This window comes from Pseudomonas sp. Irchel s3h17 (assembly GCF_900187505.1).
Taxonomy (GTDB): Bacteria; Pseudomonadota; Gammaproteobacteria; order Pseudomonadales; family Pseudomonadaceae; genus Aquipseudomonas.
The window spans coordinates 1-16,557 of sequence record NZ_FYDL01000017.1 but is presented as its reverse complement, the minus strand read 5'-3'; the positions used below and the strand labels follow the sequence as shown (position 1 = coordinate 16,557).

The following is a 16,557-nucleotide window of genomic DNA, read 5'->3' as shown; positions in this document are numbered from 1 at the left end:
TCCTTCAGGTAAACCCCGGTGACAGGCCTTGGGCCTGCTGCGCAGCCCAGCGCGAGCAAGCTCGCTCGCCACGGGCATGTGTACGACGCCACTCTTCTTGACTGACCGCTGTCATTGTGGCGAGGGAGCTTGCTCCCGCTGGGTTGCGAAGCGACCCTGACCAGACCATTGCGATCTTTCAGGTAAACCCCGGTGACAGGCCTTGGGCCTGCTGCGCAGGCCAGCGCGAGCAAGCTCGCTCGCCACGGGCATGTGTACGACGCCACTCTTCTTGACTGACCGCTGTCATTGTGGCGAGGGAGCTTGCTCCCGCTGGGGTGCGAAGCGGCCCCAACAAGACGGTTGCGGTCTTTCAGGTAAACCCCGGTGACAGGCCTTGGGCCTGCTGCGCAGCCCAGCGCGAGCAAGCTCGCTCGCCACGGGGCCTGTGTACGACGCCTCTGTTCTTGATTGAACACGGTCTTCGTGGCGAAGGAGCTTGCTCACTTGCCACGGGAACAGCGTTCACGCGTTATTGGGACTGGCACTTGGTGGGAGCGGTCCGGGCGGTGGGTGCTCCGCCCGCCCGCAGTGGACGTCCAGGATGATGAGGTTTGCCAGGCGGGTATCAGGAGTGAGAACGCAGGGCCGAACCCAGCTCGACCTTACTCTTGACCCCCAGTTGCAGGTAGCAGTTGCGCAGGTAGGTGCGCACGGTCGCGGGGCTCAACGCAAGGATCTTGGCGATTTCCTTATAGGAATGGCCGGCGGCGAACAGCATGGCGGCGGTCCGCTCACGGGGCGCCAGCACCACCCCGCGGGCCTGCGCCTCAAGGGACAGGATCACGTGGTCGGCATTCGGGCTCAGTGTCAGGGCACTGCGCCCCAGGCGCATCACACAAGGCACTTTCTGCAGTTGCGCGATCACTTCCGCCGGCAGCACCGAACCGTTCCAGCCCGGTACCTCGCGCTGAATCGCCGCGCACAACTGTGCGCCCACGTACAGCAGGCTGCCGTCCATGCGCGCCACGCCGAAGTCCGTCGCCCCGTCGCCCGTGTCGGAGCGGATCATGTCCTGCACCTGGAATCGCCACAACTGCAGCAAGTGATCGCAAAACGCCGCAAACAACCCGGCCTCGCGCTCGTTGAACCCGGTGTCATCCAGGCCACGGTACAGGCAAACGAAGAAATTCAACCCGCTTTCGGGCAACTCGAACGTGATGCACATCAGGTAGAAGAGGTCGTATCGCCGGGCGAACTCATTGACCTCCTCGTCAGGGTCGTTGAAGCCGCTGTCACACACCACCTGCCCCGGCAGGTTCAAGGTGGTCCGGGCAAAACCATCCGCACCTGCGACCTTGCTCCACTCGCCGACAAACGACTCGGGCAGGTTGATTCGCCCATGCATCCAGCTTTGCGGGGAAACGCTGGCCTCGGCTCCGGACATTTCGCCCCACCAGGCCGATGCAAAAGGCACCAGTTGGCCAAACGCCTGCAGCCCCTCGGCAATGAAATGAGACCCGCCACGCTCACGTGCCAGGCTCGACAACTGAAGAACGCAACGATTGAACGCCTTGAGCGTTGCCATCGACATCTGTGTGCCGCCTACCTCACCCGCCACCATCGTCCCAACCCCGATTACTGCGTGACTTATCCTCCGGACGATGCCACAGGCAGTGCAATAGCGTCCAGCGCGGTCGGGACTGGATCGTGGCCCACGCCTGTCCCACCGGATCCAGGTAGCGTGTCCGGCAAGGCTATCCAGCCGACCAGACAACGCAGCGCTCCCCAATCCCTGTCGGGAGCGCCGCGTTCACAAGGTTGACCGGGTCATTGATCGTCGATTTTTTTCGACGACTGCGTGCGGTCTTCGGCGCTTTCTTCAGCGTTTGGCGGTTCAGGGATGCCGCCGGGGGTGAACACATGGGTCAGCAGTTCCTTGGCATCGACCTCTGCGACGCCAGGCACCGAGCGGGCAATCGCCACGGCCTGTTCACATTGCTTGTGGGTATTGACCCGGCCGCTCAATGCCACGGTGCCCGCGTGGGTTTTGACATTGATGTGCAAGGCCAGGTTCGTGTCTGCAAAAGCCAGGGCTGATTTCACCCGGGTCGTTATCCACGCGTCGTGCACGGCCGCTCCCACGTCGTGGGAGTAATGCTGGAAGGAATGATTTTTCATGGCAGGTGCCTCTATCGTGTCATCAAGCGGACGGCTCATCCCACCGGCTGTGCCACCCGCTGCCGTTCAGGCGGGCACAAGGGATTCCCGATGCGTTGTGGCGCCACAGCCACACCGACACTGACTAATTATAGTGCGGCCTGCCCGCAGTCGGTGGCCTTCAGCGAGTCCGTGACCGGCCGGTGTATTCACCATCAGGCCTGCCGCTCATCACCTTCCCTTATCGGCAATGACATCCCCTCACGCCCGGCGCATGGTGAACCCCTCAACCGGAGGGATTCGCCATGCTCGATACACTGAAACGGATCAACTCGACCTCGGCCTTCAACCGCTGGGGCGGCTTCGAAGTCACCCACGCCGCCGCCGGCGAGGTGGAGCTGTCGATGGCCTTTCGCGAGTCCGACATGGCGCAATATGCCGGGTTCCTGCATGCGGGGCTGATTGGCGCGCTATTGGACACCGCCTGCGGGTTTGCGGCGGGAACGGTGGCCGGCAATGTGTTGGCCTCGCACTTTTCAGTGAACTGCCTGGCACCTGCCGTTGGTGAAGTGTTCATTGCCCGGGCAACGGTGATCAAGGCGGGTAAAAAGCAGGTGTTCGCCCGCGCCGAGTTGTTCGCGCAGAACGGCGATCAACGGAAACGGGTGGCCACCGGCGATGCGATCCTGGTGCCAATCGAGGATCGCTGAAGGACTAGGCTTGCATGGACAAACTCAAGATTGACGGGAGGTTTCCATGCAACTCGAAGGTTCCTGCCACTGCGGCGCGGTGTCGTTCAGTCTGACCTGCGCCCACCCCTACCCCTATCAACGGTGTTATTGCTCGATCTGCCGCAAGACCCAGGGCGCCGGCGGTTATGCGATCAACCTCGGGGGCGATGCCGCCAGCCTGAAAGTACGCGGTCGCAAACACATCACGATTTACCATGCGCGGCTCAAGGACGACGGCGACCAACGCGCCCGTCGCAGCACCGCCGAGCGGCATTTCTGCGCGCTGTGCGGCTCGGGATTGTGGCTATTCAGCCCTGAGTGGCCGGAATTGATCCATCCGTTTGCATCGGCCATCGACACCCCGCTGCCGATACCGCCGCAACACACCCACTTGATGCTTGGATCCAGGGCTCCCTGGGTGGAAGTCGAGGCACACCCTGGCGACCGGCAGTTCGACGTCTATCCAGAAGAGTCCATCGCCCAATGGCATCAGCGCCTGGGCCTGGGCCGTTAACCTGCCGCTCAGTCGAGCGTGAACGCTACCCGGTGGCGAGCGAGCTTGCTCGCGCTGGGGTGCGCAGCAGCCCCAAAGCCGCCCACCGCGTTCTCTCTGCAAGACCGCAACAGCCTTATTGGGGCCGCTTCGCTGCCCAGCGCGAGCAAGCTCGCTCGCCACGGGTCATGTGAGATGCCCCGAGGTGTTTGAAGCGGCCCGTCAGAGCGTTGGAACACCGCTGTGGAAGCGGAACTCGACGTCCGGGGACTCGATCAGCTCCTGCTCGGCGGCGCGTACCCTGTCGATCACCTGAGCGATGTCCTTGGCGTCACCGTACTGGTAGGCCAGTTTCAGGTAGCCCTGGAAATGCCGGGCCTCGCTTTTCAACAAGCCGAAGTAGAACTTGCCCAGCTCTTCGTCCAGATGCGGTACCAGCGCTTCAAAGCGCTCGCAGCTGCGGGCCTCGATAAAGGCACCGACCACCAGGGTGTCCACCAGCTTTACCGGCTCGTGACTGCGCACCACCTTGCGCAGGCCCGAGGCGTAGCGCCCTGCAGACAGCTGGCGCAGTTCGATCTTGCGCTTTTTCATCAAGCGCATGACTTGCTCGTGGTGCACCAGTTCTTCCCGGGCCAGGCGCGACATCAGGTTGATCAGGTCGACATGGGAGTGGTACTTGGCGATCAGGCTCAAGGCGGTGCTGGCCGCCTTGAACTCGCAGTTCTTGTGGTCGATCAGCAGGGTTTCCTGATCAGCCAGTGCGGCCTGAACCCAGCCGTCCGGTGTGCGGCAACCCAGAAACTCGTGAATTTCAGGAAGGATCATTGGCTCGCTTCCGACAGTTCAACAGGCGCATTGGGCAGGACGGCGACGATTTCAGGGGTCAGTAACATGAGACTCACGGGCAATAGGTTCACAGCGAAGGGCGCGATTATACCGGCCTGCCGGCAGACCACCAGTCGCCTCACTTGATATGCATCAAGACCCCAGGCCGCGACCAGCATCTATAGTTGAGCAACGAGGCCATTTTCATTCAACGGAGAGTCTGACCATGCAAGCCATTCGCAGCATCCTGGTGGTGATCGAGCCACTGCCCGACGAAAGTCTGGCCCTCAAGCGCGCCAAACTGATCGCCGGAGTGACCCAGGCCCATCTGCATCTGCTGATTTGCGATAAAAAGCAGGAGCACTCGGCGCTGTTGACCGTGCTCAAGGCCAGCCTGCTCGACGAAGGCTACAGCGTCACCACCGAGCAGGCGTGGCACGACAGCCTGCACCAGACCATCATCGACGTGCAGCAAGCCGAAGGCTGTGGGCTGGTGGTCAAGCAGCACTTTGCCGACAACCCGCTGAAAAAATTCCTGCTGACCCCCGACGACTGGAAGCTGCTGCGCCAGTGCCCCAGCCCGGTGTTGCTGGTGAAAACCGCGAAGCCCTGGACCGGCGGCACCATTCTGGCGGCCATCGACGTCGGCAACAGCGACCCTGAGCACCGGGTGCTGCACGCCAGCATCGTCGACCATGGTTTCGACATCGCCCACCTGGCCAAGGCCCAGTTGCACGTGATCACCTCCCACCCGTCGCCCATGCTGTCGGCCGCCGACCCGGTGTTCCAGCTCAAGGAGACCATCGAGGCGCGCTACCGCGAAGAGTGCAAGGCGTTCCAGGCCGAGTTCGACATCGACAACGACCACCTGCACATCGAGGAAGGCCCGGCCGACGTCTTGATCCCCCACGCCGCCCATAAACTGCAAGCCTCGGTCACGGTGATCGGCACCGTGGCGCGTAGCGGATTCTCCGGAGCACTGATCGGCAATACCGCGGAAGTGGTGCTCGATGCCCTGGAAAGCGACGTGCTGGTGCTCAAGCCGCAGGAAATCATGGACCACCTGGAGGAGTTGGTGAGCGCCGACAAGTAAGGCGCCTGCAAGACCGTTATCGCCGGATCGTCCCCCGCAGTCTGCTCGCGAAGACGATCCGGCGATGTCATGGGTGGTTCAACCGCCGAAATTGTCCTTGAGAAACCCCGGCGCTATGTAGCGCTGGTAGTGCGCCTCGGACAGCAGGAAGAATTCCCGATCAATGGCATCGCGCAACTCCGGCAGGTTCCACTCGCGAAACTCCGGCAGCAGCACCATCCCGTAGGCTTCCAGGTTGTTGATCACCCGCGCGCCCCGGGCAATCAGCTGATAGGCCCAGCAATATTCCGACTGGTGGGGCACGAAGCGGATTTTTCGCGATTCCAGCTGCTCGCGCAGGCGCCGGGGGTCGAAAACTTCCAGTTTTGCGGCCATCACCTGCACCAGCAACTGCTCGAGACGCAGCCACACAGCACGTTTTTCTTCCTCGTTGTAACCGTTCCAGTGAATCACTTCATGGTGGAACCGCTTGCAGCCACGGCACACCAAGTCCCCGTAAACAGTGGAGCAGAGGCCGATGCAGGGGGTCTTGATGGTCTGATTGGGCATAGGTAGGCAAAACGCGAAAAAGCAGAATAGGCCGGCATGTTAGCCCTTTGTCTAGCATTGATCACCCCTCACTAACTTACCTTTAATTTTTTTTTGCCGTAGAATCAGCCAGCCTTTTTAGGCGCCAATGTCCGTTAGAAGCTGTTTTCAAAGCGTCACGAGCACAGTCGTTCCTTTAGAGCGGTGTTGGCGAAAGGTTTTTCAGCGGTGAAAAACCTGACGCCAACCCTCATCAGCTCCCCGTTCTGCAGGCGTAAAACTTTGAAAGCAGCTTCTGTAAGGAATTGTCGGTAATTCTGGCTAAGTGGCCCACAACGCCATGCAGCGCATGAGTACGGCAATTTCGGGATGAGCGTCCCGGACACCCAATTGGGACCACTGATGAGGGTAATAACTGTGCTTGAAGCCTACCGCAAACATATCGAAGAGCGCGCAGCACTGGGTATCGTTCCCCAGCCGCTAAACGCCGAACAAACTGCAGGCCTGGTCGAGCTGCTGAAAAATCCCCCGGCTGGCGAAGAAGCCGTTCTGCTGGACCTGATCACCAATCGCATTCCACCTGGCGTGGACGAAGCAGCCTATGTCAAGGCAGGCTTCCTGTCCGCATTGGCCAAAGGCCAAGCTTCTTCCCCCCTGATCGACAAGAAGCGCGCGGTTGAACTGCTTGGCACCATGCAAGGCGGCTACAACATCGTGACCCTGGTTGACCTGCTCGACGACGCCGAACTGGCCCCGGTCGCAGCCGCCCAACTCAAGCACACCCTGCTGATGTTCGATGCGTTCCACGACGTCGCGGAAAAAGCCAAGAACGGCAACGTTCACGCCAAGGGCGTCATGCAATCCTGGGCTGACGGCGAGTGGTTCAAGAACCGCCCGACCCTGGCCGACAAGATCAGCCTGCGCGTGTTCAAGGTCACCGGCGAAACCAACACCGACGACCTGTCCCCTGCTCCTGATGCCTGGTCCCGTCCAGACATCCCGCTGCACGCCCTGGCCATGCTGAAAATGGCCCGTGAAGGCATCGAGCCTGACCAGCAAGGCGTCACCGGCCCGATGAAGCAGATCGAAGAAATGCGCAACGCCGGCTTCCCGATCGCCTACGTCGGTGACGTGGTCGGTACCGGTTCGTCGCGTAAATCGGCCACCAACTCGGTGCTGTGGTTCTTCGGCGACGACGTTCCCTACGTGCCGAACAAGCGCGCAGGCGGCTTCTGCTTCGGCAGCAAGATCGCTCCGATCTTCTACAACACCATGGAAGATGCTGGCGCACTGCCAATCGAATTCGACGTCACCAACATGAACATGGGCGACGTGATCGACCTGTACCCGCATGCTGGCAAAGTCTGCAAGCACGGCACCGACGAAGTCCTGACCACCTTCGAAATGAAGACCCCGGTCCTGTTGGACGAAGTGCGCGCCGGTGGCCGTATTCCGCTGATCATCGGCCGTGGCCTGACCGAGAAGGCACGTGCCGAACTGGGCCTGCCACCGTCGGAACTGTTCAAGAAGCCGGAAGCACCTGCCGAAAGCACCAAGGGCTTCACCCTGGCGCAGAAGATGGTCGGCAAGGCATGCGGCGTGACTGGCGTTCGTCCAGGCACCTACTGCGAACCGAAGATGACCACCGTGGGTTCCCAGGACACCACCGGTCCAATGACCCGTGACGAACTGAAAGACCTGGCGTGCCTGGGCTTCTCGACCGACCTGGTGATGCAGTCCTTCTGCCACACCGCGGCTTACCCTAAGCCGATCGACGTGACCACCCACCACACCCTGCCTGACTTCATCATGACCCGTGGCGGCGTATCCCTGCGTCCGGGCGACGGCATCATCCACAGCTGGCTGAACCGCATGCTGCTGCCGGACACCGTCGGCACCGGTGGTGACTCCCACACCCGCTTCCCGATGGGCATTTCGTTCCCGGCCGGTTCCGGCCTGGTAGCGTTCGCCGCAGCCACTGGCGTCATGCCACTGGACATGCCGGAATCGATCCTGGTGCGCTTCAAAGGCGAAATGCAACCGGGCGTCACCCTGCGTGACCTGGTTCACGCCATTCCTTACTACGCGATCCAGGCTGGCCTGTTGACCGTAGAGAAGAAAGGCAAGAAGAACGCCTTCTCCGGCCGCATCCTGGAAATCGAAGGCCTGGACAACCTGAGCATCGAACAGGCTTTCGAGCTGTCCGACGCCTCGGCCGAACGTTCGGCTGCCGGTTGCACCATCAAGCTGTCGAAAGAGTCGATCACCGAGTACCTGAGCTCCAACATCACCCTGCTGCGCTGGATGATCGGCGAAGGCTACGGCGACGCTCGTACCCTGGAACGTCGTGCTCAAGCGATGGAAGCCTGGGTTGCCAACCCTGAGCTGATGGTTGCCGATGCTGACGCCGAATACGCTGAAACCATCGAAATCGACCTGAACGAGATCAAGGAGCCAGTACTCTGCGCGCCGAACGATCCGGACGACGCCCGTCTGCTGTCCAGCGTTGCTGGCGAGAAGATCGACGAAGTGTTCATCGGTTCGTGCATGACCAACATCGGTCACTTCCGCGCTGCCGGTAAACTGCTGGATCAGGTCAAGGGTCAGCTGCCAACCCGTCTGTGGCTGTCGCCGCCGACCAAGATGGACGCTCACCAACTGACCGAAGAAGGCTACTACGGCATCTACGGCAAGGCTGGCGCGCGCATGGAAATGCCAGGCTGCTCGCTGTGCATGGGTAACCAGGCACGTGTAGAGCCGAACTCGACAGTCGTGTCGACGTCGACCCGTAACTTCCCGAACCGTCTGGGCGACGGCGCGAACGTCTACCTGGCTTCGGCCGAGCTGGCGTCCGTGGCTTCGATCCTGGGTCGCCTGCCGACCGTCGAGGAGTACATGGTATACGCTGGCAAGATCGACAGCATGGCGGCCGATGTCTACCGCTACCTGTCCTTCGACCAGATTGCCGAGTTCCGTGAAGCTGCTGCGAACGCCAACATCCCGGTCGTTCAAGCCTAAGCTGACAACGCAATAGAAAACGCCGCCCCTCTTGCGAGGGGCGGCGTTTTTTATGCCCGGCTTTTCGTTTACGGCGTCAGTGCCAACCCGACCGCACCGTCGACACTCCGTCCACTGAGGACCACCCCCAGGCGCTCCACCTCGGGCAATGCCAGCAACGCCGCTTTCGCGCGGTGCTTGAGACGGGCCAGCACCAGTTGCTTGCCTTCGGCATGCACCCGCACAAAGAACTCCTGCAGGGCCTCGATGCTGGTGCCATCCAGATTGGGCGACTCCTCCAGACTGAGAATCACCGTATGAATCGGCATTTCCGAATGCCGGATCAAATGCAAGGCGCCACCAAGAATCCGCTCGACGTTGGCGAAAAACAGCGCTTCTCCCGGCCGTACGACCAGCACCCCTGGCACCGCGCTGGCCGAAGGATGACGCTCCAGGTCGACGAAATCATGGCCCTCACCGGCACGCCCGAGCACCTGGATGTCCGCCACCGACAGTTGCTTGAGCATCAACAACACACTGATCGCCACCGAGACCAGCAAGCCATCCAGCACCCCCAGCGTCAGCACCGCCACCACCGCGCACACCACCAGCACACGGTCACGTTGCCAGACGAAATAACGCCCCAGGGGTTTCAGGCTCAGGCCACGCCCTAGCGCATGCATGACGATGGCCGCCAGCACCGGTTCCGGGGTCAGGGCAATATAGGGCAGCACGGTCAGGACAATGACCAGCACCACCAACGCCGCCACACCGCCAGCCAGCCGCGAATTGGCGCCGGCGGCTTCGTTGGCGGAGGTCGCGGAATACCCCGCTCCCACGGGCATGCCGTGAAACAGCCCGGACATCAGGTTGGAGGCGCCCAGCGCCAGCAGGTCCCGATTGGACGACACCCGGTCACCGTGCTTGAGGGCAAATGAGCTGATCGAACCGTAGGACTCCGCATACAGAATCATCACCATGGCAAAGCCCAGCTCCCCCAGGCGCAACCAGTCGGCGAAAGGCAACACCGGCAGGCTCGGCAACTCCAGGCTCAGGTCGATGACGCCAATCAGCTTGATCCCATAGCTGGGCAAATTCAGCCACTGGCCGGCCGCGATGCCGACCATCACCACCAACAAGCCGCCCGGCACCTTGGGAAACCGCGCGAATACCGCCAACAGCAACAACGCCACACCGGCCACACCGGCCGCGGCCCAGTTCCACTGAGGCAACTGCCCCAACAACTGCGGCAGAAAACGCACCAGGTTGCCATCACTCAGGTGCACCCCCACCACACTGGCGAGCTGCTTGAGGATAATGGTCAGCGCCAGGCCAAAGGAAAACCCACGCAGCACCGGCTTGGCGATGAACGACGTCACGCGGCCCAGCTTGAACAGCCCGGCCAGCACGAACAGCACCCCAGTCACCAGGACCAGGGCGACTGCCAGGCTCGAACGCAGCTGCGGGTCACCGTTGGCCAGCGTCGAGGTGGCGGCCGCCAGCACCGCCGCTGACGAGGACGTCGCCGCGACAATGGCAAACCGGCTGGTGCCGAACACGCCATAGCACAGCAGACCGGCAAACAAGGCGATCACCCCGGCCTGGGGCGCCAGCGCGGCGATGCTCGAATAGGCCACCGCCTCGGGCAGCAACAGGCCGGCGATCGACAACCCGGCCAGTACATCCAGCCAGCGTTTACGACCTTTGGCGGGAGTTTGTTTAGAAGCAATCAGCGGATCAGTCGGCAATCAGGTCTCTCCAGAACAGTGTTTCCAGGCCGACCCGATGATCGATGACGGCACAAAACCGACCCACGTCCACGGGGTTTTGCCAGCGCAAGCCTACCTGCCTGGAATGCAGTCGGCACTGAGCAACATCAGTAGCCCTTGAACAACAGCAGTGTAGCGGCCGCGTCATCCCACCCCTCCCAGAAACATCGCGCCGAACACCTGTGGCGAGGGAGCTTGCTCCCGCTGGGGTGCGCAGCAGCCCCAAAGCCATTCACCGCGTTCTGTCTGTAACACCGCACCAGCCTTGTCGGGGCCGCTTCGCTGCCCAGCGGGAGCAAGCTCCCTCGCCACGGGATGTCTGGTTGAGAGGCCGGACTTTTCGGCAGGCAAAAAAATGGCCGCTGACGGTGTCGTCAGCGGCCATTCTTTCACTCAGGGTCGGGCTCGATACCGGCCTGGCCGGTCGAACCACCCGGCACTCAGGCCGTCAGCGAGTAAATCAACGCCGAAATGGCCACCAGGCCTACCGCCGTCACAAAGACATTGGACGCCTGGCCACGATAGCGCGCCATGGCCGGAACCTTGCGGATCGCGTACATCGGCATCAGGAACAGAATCGCCGCGATGACCGGGCCACCCAGGGTTTCGATCATGCCCAGAATGCTCGGGTTCAGCGTGGCGACGATCCAGCACACCACCAGCATGAACGCAGCGGTCATGCGGTCCAATGCCTTGGCACCCGGACGCTTGCCACTTTTCACGATCAAGCCTTTCAAGCCTTCGCTGGCACCGATGTAGTGGCCCAGGAACGACTTGGAAATGGCCACGAAGGCAATCAACGGCGCGACGAACGCGATGGTCGGGTTGCTGAAATGGTTGGCCAGGTACGACAGGATCGACAGGTTCTGCGCCTTGGCCTCGGCCAGTTGTGCCGGCGACAGGGTCAGCACGCAGCTGAAGACGAAGAACAGCACCATCACCACCATCAGCAGGTGGGCACGGGACAGGATCTGCGAGCTGCGCTCTTCGGCGTGGACACCGTAACGACGCTTCTGGTCCACCGCGAAGGCCGAGATGATCGGCGAGTGGTTGAACGAGAACACCATCACCGGAATCGCCAGCCACAGCGTGTGCAGCAGCGCCGACGGCTCGGGCAGCGTGGTCGCGGTGGCCAGGATGCCACCGTTCCAGTGCGGAATCAGGAACACCGCCAGGAACAGCAAGGCCACGATGAACGGGTAGACCATCAGGCTCATGGCCTTGACGATCACCTGCTCGCCACAACGCACTACCGCCAGCAGGCCGAGGATCAGCACGAACGACAGAATCGCCCGCGGTGGCGGCATGATGTGCAACTGGTGCTCAAGGAAGCTGCCCACGGTGTTGGTCAAGGCAACGCTGTAGATCAGCAGGATCGGAAAAATGGCGAAGAAATACAGCAAGGTGATCAGGGCGCCGGCCTTGATCCCGAAATGTTCCTCGACCACCTCGGTGATGTCCGCCCCTTCGCGACCGGACAAGACGAAGCGGGTCAGGCCGCGGTGTGCGTAGAACGTCATCGGGAACGCCAGCAACGCCAGGATCAACAGCGGCCAGAAACCGCCAAGGCCTGCGTTGATCGGCAAAAACAAGGTACCCGCACCAATCGCCGTGCCAAACAGGCCCAGCATCCAGGTGGTGTCATGGCGATTCCAGCTGGTGAGGCTTGCTGGTGCCGCCGCTTCATAGCGTTCATCAACGCTATTGGCCTGATCATTCATCCGGTCGGATCTCCGCATTCCGGTCACTTGCCACTCGGTCAGGACGAGTCAGAAAAAGCTGACAGGCAGCGCCCTGGCCGAAACAGGGGCGCGATTGTCCGGGATTAATGAGCAGAAGCAAAGACTTAGCTGAGGAGCGGTGATGCGTATCAGCGCTTTTTTTCGCTGACGCGCGCCCATCAATGGCCTGAAGGTGCTGCCAGTCGCCGCCCCCATTGCCAAACGCCGGCCAATCGGCAATCTTTGAGCATCTTGCGAATTCGTGATGTGCCCTTTTCGACACCCTCAGGAGCTGAGCATGCCTGCCACCGTTCTGGTACTGGTTGAAACCATCAACGACTATCTGCCGATTCTCGAACGCCAGGGCTTTCATCTCATCCTCGCCCCCACCCCCGACGAACGTGCCCAGGCCATCGGCAGCCACGGCGGGCACATCGACGCCGTACTCACTCGCGGGCCACTGGGCCTGCACGCCGAAGAAATCGCCGCCCTGCCCAACCTGAAGATCATCTGTGTGATCGGTGCCGGCTACGAGCATGTCGACCTGCAGGCAGCCAGCAACCGGGGCATCACCGTCACCCATGGCGCCGGGGTCAACGCTTCTTCGGTCGCCGACCACGCCATGGCCCTGTTGCTGGCCCTGGTGCGCGACATCCCGCGGGCCGATGCCGCGGTGCGACGCGGCGAATGGCCGAAAATCATGCGCCCGTCCCTGGCAGGCAAGCGCCTGGGCATTCTGGGGCTGGGAGCCGTGGGCATGGCCATCGCCAAACGCGCGGCCAACGGCTTCGACATGCGCGTGAGCTACCACAATCGCCAAATACGCGGCGACGTGCCCTATGACTTCTGCACCACCCCCATGGAACTGGCGCGCGCCTCGGACTTTCTGCTGGTCTGCACCCCTGGCGGCCTGGGCACCGAGTACCTGATCAACAAACAGACGCTGGACGCACTGGGGCCCCATGGCTTTATCGTCAACATTGCCCGGGCCAGCGTGATCGTCACCGCCGACCTGATCAGCGCGCTGGAACAACGCCGGATTGCCGGCGCCGCCCTCGACGTCTTCGACGCCGAACCCCAGGTACCGGATGCCCTGAAAACACTCGCCAACGTCATCCTCACCCCCCATGTCGCCGGCCTGTCGCCGGAAGCCACCCAGGCCACCGTGGAACTGGTGGGGCAGAACCTGCTGGCGTTTTTCTCCAATCGCCCGGTGCTGACGCCGGTGGCGTTGCCGGTGGCGGGCCGGTAAACCGCTTGCCAAAGGGCGTTCTGGCACCTGAGAGCTCGCAAATGCCCCCTCTATTTAGAAGCCGTGAACTCATGCTGAGCTCTGTAGGTTCTACAGTGGCCAAGCTAGACCGTCTTTATCGGCGCATACCCGCATTGGCGATGGCGCGAGGAAACCGCGGTTCATAGCACAGCAACAGTGACACCCAGTGCGCACAGGCATGAATCAGGATCAGTGGGAGTAACAGCAGGTGGATCGGTATGAAAATCCACAAGGCCGGCGTCTTGATAAAGCCAGTGTCCAGGCGCCAGACAGCGCTGAGGGAATGCCAAGGCCAGGGAAACCTGGGCAGCAACCGTTCAGGCGCGGGCGCGGCCTCGGGGCCGTCTTCCATGTAGCGCCGGATGTACTCCCAGAAGGCCAGCAACTCAGCGGCATTGCGGGTCGGCTTGCCGACGAGGGTCATCTCGAAATCATCCTTGGGATTGCCGTCGGCGTCAGACACCGCGTGGTATTCCTTTTCCCAGCCCAGCAGGACAAACCCACCGGTGCCGTCCAGTTCGGACATGTTGGGGTTGATGCAGACGTCGGTCTTGTCCCAGTCCAGCGCCACCACCCCGCCCAGGTGCTTGGGGCGGAGCAGGTAGACCTTGCGGGTGATGCGGTTGAAACGGACGATCAGGCGGCGGGCGGTGAAGATTTCGAGACGGAGGTAGGAGAAGACGTACTTGAAGTAGAGGTACAGAGATACGATGGGGATTGCAGGGATTATCCACATAAGCAAGTATTCAAGGGTATGCAAGGAAGGTTTGTCACCCATAAACAAGGATAAATAATCTCTGCCAATATAGTAGAGCGTACCGATTAGCATCCATATAAGTAACACGCCGCCAGTTCCGGGTATTAATGTGATCAGCCCTCGCTTTTCGTCGTTAGGCGTGCGCACATCTATGTAAGTTGAGTTGTAGGCATACAGCGAGTCGTTGTGGTAAAGCGCTTCGGATACGCTTTGCGTGACGCCTATGGGGGGGATCTTTTCATCGTCATCAATCTGCCGATCGGCTTCTTTCTCCAAGGCCTCGTAGTCAACCGTTTTTCGCCCGTCAAACATCAGCCATTCGAATAAGTACATTAGAACGTGGCCTCAATCGCCTTTTGGAAGTTCTTCAGTTCTTGCTCCTCGGATTTAGGCGTGCCGTTGCCTCGATCCTTGCGGAACGTGCTGTGACGCAAATAGGTCTGAAGCTCATTCGGAAGCAAGAGCTCTAAAGTCACGGACGTGACGAAGATCACAATGTTGATCCGTATGCACCAGCGAAGCATAAAAGCCATTTTCAGTGCGAGTTGAGTGGACACTTTGTGTGTATAGATTAGAAAACGTTTTCTTCCATGTATTTGAATGAGGCTGTAGTGGTCTAATGAAACCGGACACCCATTTAGGTGAGAATGCTCGCCAGATCGAGGTGTCAGATGACCAAACAACGCCGTTCCTTTTCTGCTGAATTCAAACGCGAGGCTGCCGACCTCGTGCTCAAGCAAAACTACAGCTACATCGAAGCCAGCCGTTCACTCGGCGTCGGCGAGTCGGCCCTGCGCCGCTGGGTTGATCAGGTTCAGCAGGAGCGCCAAGGCGTCACTCCGCAGAGCAGAGCGCTGACCCCGGAACAGCAGAAAATCCAGGAGCTGGAAGCCCGGATCGCCCGCCTTGAACGGGAAAAATCGATATTAAAAAAGGCTACCGCGCTCTTGATGTCGGAAGATAACGAGCGTACGCGCTGATCAATCAGCTGAGAGTCCATGAGCCGATTGATTGGCTGTGCAAGGTGTTTGAAGTCACCCGTTCGTGCTACTACGCCCAGCGCCTTAGGCGCCGAACACCTGATGTCGAACGGCTTCGGTTGCGCAGCCGGGTGAGCGAGCTGTTTTCGCAAAGTCGCAGTGCTGCGGGCAGCCGCAGCATCCTGTCGCTGATGCGTGACGACGGTGAGCAGCTCGGTCGATTCAAAGTGCGCAGCCTGATGCGCGAGCTTGACCTCGTCAGTAAACAGCCCGGATCACATGCCTATAAACGAGCGACAGTTGAACGGTTGGATATCCCGAACCTCTTGAGTCGGGAGTTTGATGTTCCGGCACCCAACCAGGTGTGGTGCGGCGACATCACCTACATCTGGGCCCAGGGGAAATGGCATTACCTGGCTGTCGTGCTGGATCTTTGCACACGCCGGGTAGTGGGCTGGGCGTTGTCGGAAAAGCCGGACGCCGATCTGGTTATCAAGGCGCTGGATATGGCTTACGAACAACGAGGCAAACCTCAGGGCCTGCTGTTTCACTCGGATCAAGGGTCGCAGTATGCGAGTCGTCTATTTCGCCAGCGGCTGTGGCGTTATCGCATGCGCCAGAGCATGAGCCGGCGGGGAAATTGCTGGGACAACGCGCCAATGGAGCGCGTGTTCCGCAGCTTGAAAACAGAATGGATACCGAACACGGGCTACAGAACGGCTCAAGAAGCCCAGCGTGATATCAGCCAATTCTTGATGCATCGGTACAACTGGATTCGACCCCATCAATTCAACGGTGGGCTGGCGCCAGCTCGGGCCGAAGAAAAACTTAACGTCGTGTCCGGGATTAGTTGACCACTACAGGCGCTCTAGGTAGGGCGCCGCAGCTGCCAGCCCGATGGCTATCGAAAAAAGCGCACCTCCTAATTGGGCGGCAGCGCGCAAAATGTAGATACCGGCGAGAGTTTTTTTGTCATCCGAAGCCCTAACTCCGTCGCCTATGTCATAAATCATCCCCACCAACGCCGCCCCACCCGCTAACACCCCCGCCATCAACTTCAGCTGACTGCCCATCACCCGCCCAGCCTGGCGGACCGCGCTGTTGCTACTGCGCTCGGCCAGTCCCACCGCTACCGCCCCCAGCTCCAGCCCGGCAGCGGATACCGCGACGATCGCCGCCATCAGTTCGATGTATTCCCGGGTGCCCTTGTCGTGCTTTTGCGCCCTGCGCATCAGGTTCATCACTTCC

13 protein-coding genes and 1 pseudogene are annotated in these 16,557 nt (G+C 60.9%); 6 read left to right on the top strand and 8 right to left on the bottom strand.

Annotation, left to right across the window (positions count from 1 at the left end):
* Positions 1-607: 607 nt before the first annotated feature.
* Entirely contained in the window at positions 608-1,603 is a 996-nt protein-coding gene (locus CKW25_RS21675; protein ID WP_095082386.1) for a helix-turn-helix transcriptional regulator, read from the bottom strand.
* Positions 1,604-1,809: 206 nt separating this feature from the next.
* The gene (locus tag CKW25_RS21670) at positions 1,810-2,160 is read right to left on the bottom strand and encodes a BON domain-containing protein (RefSeq protein WP_095082384.1); all 351 of its coding nucleotides are present in this window, start codon (positions 2,158-2,160) and stop codon (positions 1,810-1,812) included.
* A 284-nt stretch (positions 2,161-2,444) separates the two neighbouring features.
* On the opposite strand from CKW25_RS21670, the gene CKW25_RS21665 reads away from it, so the two are divergent.
* Both CKW25_RS21665 and CKW25_RS21660 read left to right on the top strand, forming a co-directional pair.
* Positions 2,445-2,849, top strand: a complete 405-nt coding sequence (locus tag CKW25_RS21665; protein ID WP_095082382.1) for a PaaI family thioesterase — start codon at positions 2,445-2,447, stop codon at positions 2,847-2,849.
* 46 nt (positions 2,850-2,895) lie between these two features.
* The gene (locus CKW25_RS21660; protein ID WP_095082380.1) at positions 2,896-3,384 is read left to right on the top strand and encodes a GFA family protein; all 489 of its coding nucleotides are present in this window, start codon (positions 2,896-2,898) and stop codon (positions 3,382-3,384) included.
* Positions 3,385-3,585: 201 nt separating this feature from the next.
* Here the strand turns inward: CKW25_RS21660 and CKW25_RS21655 are convergent, their stop codons facing one another.
* Positions 3,586-4,191, bottom strand: a complete 606-nt coding sequence (locus tag CKW25_RS21655) for a tRNA-(ms[2]io[6]A)-hydroxylase (RefSeq protein WP_095082378.1) — start codon at positions 4,189-4,191, stop codon at positions 3,586-3,588.
* Between the two features lie 226 nt (positions 4,192-4,417).
* Here CKW25_RS21655 and CKW25_RS21645 point away from each other — a divergent pair, with 226 nt between their 5' ends.
* Entirely contained in the window at positions 4,418-5,284 is an 867-nt protein-coding gene (locus tag CKW25_RS21645; protein ID WP_095082374.1) for a universal stress protein, read from the top strand.
* Positions 5,285-5,362: 78 nt separating this feature from the next.
* Here the strand turns inward: CKW25_RS21645 and CKW25_RS21640 are convergent, their stop codons facing one another.
* Entirely contained in the window at positions 5,363-5,833 is a 471-nt protein-coding gene (locus CKW25_RS21640) for a DUF1289 domain-containing protein (RefSeq protein ID WP_095082372.1), read from the bottom strand.
* Between the two features lie 396 nt (positions 5,834-6,229).
* Here CKW25_RS21640 and acnB point away from each other — a divergent pair, with 396 nt between their 5' ends.
* Positions 6,230-8,830 (top strand): bifunctional aconitate hydratase 2/2-methylisocitrate dehydratase, encoded by a 2,601-nt coding sequence (gene acnB / locus CKW25_RS21635; protein WP_095082370.1) that lies wholly within the window; start codon positions 6,230-6,232, stop codon positions 8,828-8,830.
* Positions 8,831-8,898: 68 nt separating this feature from the next.
* Here acnB and CKW25_RS21630 read toward each other — a convergent pair whose 3' ends face one another.
* Together CKW25_RS21630 and CKW25_RS21625 are read right to left on the bottom strand one after the other, a co-directional pair.
* On the bottom strand, positions 8,899-10,557 hold the full coding sequence (locus tag CKW25_RS21630) for a SulP family inorganic anion transporter (RefSeq protein ID WP_371855199.1): 1,659 nt from the start codon (positions 10,555-10,557) through the stop codon (positions 8,899-8,901).
* Between the two features lie 461 nt (positions 10,558-11,018).
* Complete coding sequence (locus CKW25_RS21625) at positions 11,019-12,299, bottom strand: HAAAP family serine/threonine permease (protein WP_095082368.1); 1,281 nt, start codon at positions 12,297-12,299, stop codon at positions 11,019-11,021.
* Positions 12,300-12,597: 298 nt separating this feature from the next.
* Between CKW25_RS21625 and CKW25_RS21620 the strand changes: the two genes are divergently transcribed.
* Positions 12,598-13,551, top strand: coding sequence for a 2-hydroxyacid dehydrogenase (locus tag CKW25_RS21620; RefSeq protein ID WP_095082366.1), 954 nt, complete (start codon positions 12,598-12,600; stop codon positions 13,549-13,551).
* 115 nt (positions 13,552-13,666) lie between these two features.
* On the opposite strand, the gene CKW25_RS26435 is transcribed toward CKW25_RS21620, so the two are convergent.
* Positions 13,667-14,308, bottom strand: a complete 642-nt coding sequence (locus CKW25_RS26435; RefSeq protein ID WP_143497419.1) for a DUF6708 domain-containing protein — start codon at positions 14,306-14,308, stop codon at positions 13,667-13,669.
* Positions 14,309-15,000: 692 nt separating this feature from the next.
* Between CKW25_RS26435 and CKW25_RS21605 the strand changes: the two are divergent.
* Positions 15,001-16,163 (top strand): annotated as a pseudogene (locus CKW25_RS21605) (IS3 family transposase).
* A 3-nt stretch (positions 16,164-16,166) separates the two neighbouring features.
* On the opposite strand, the gene CKW25_RS26700 reads toward CKW25_RS21605, so the two are convergent.
* Positions 16,167-16,557, bottom strand: a 391-nt coding sequence (locus CKW25_RS26700) for a hypothetical protein (RefSeq protein WP_218192557.1), incomplete at its 5' end; no start/stop codon positions are given.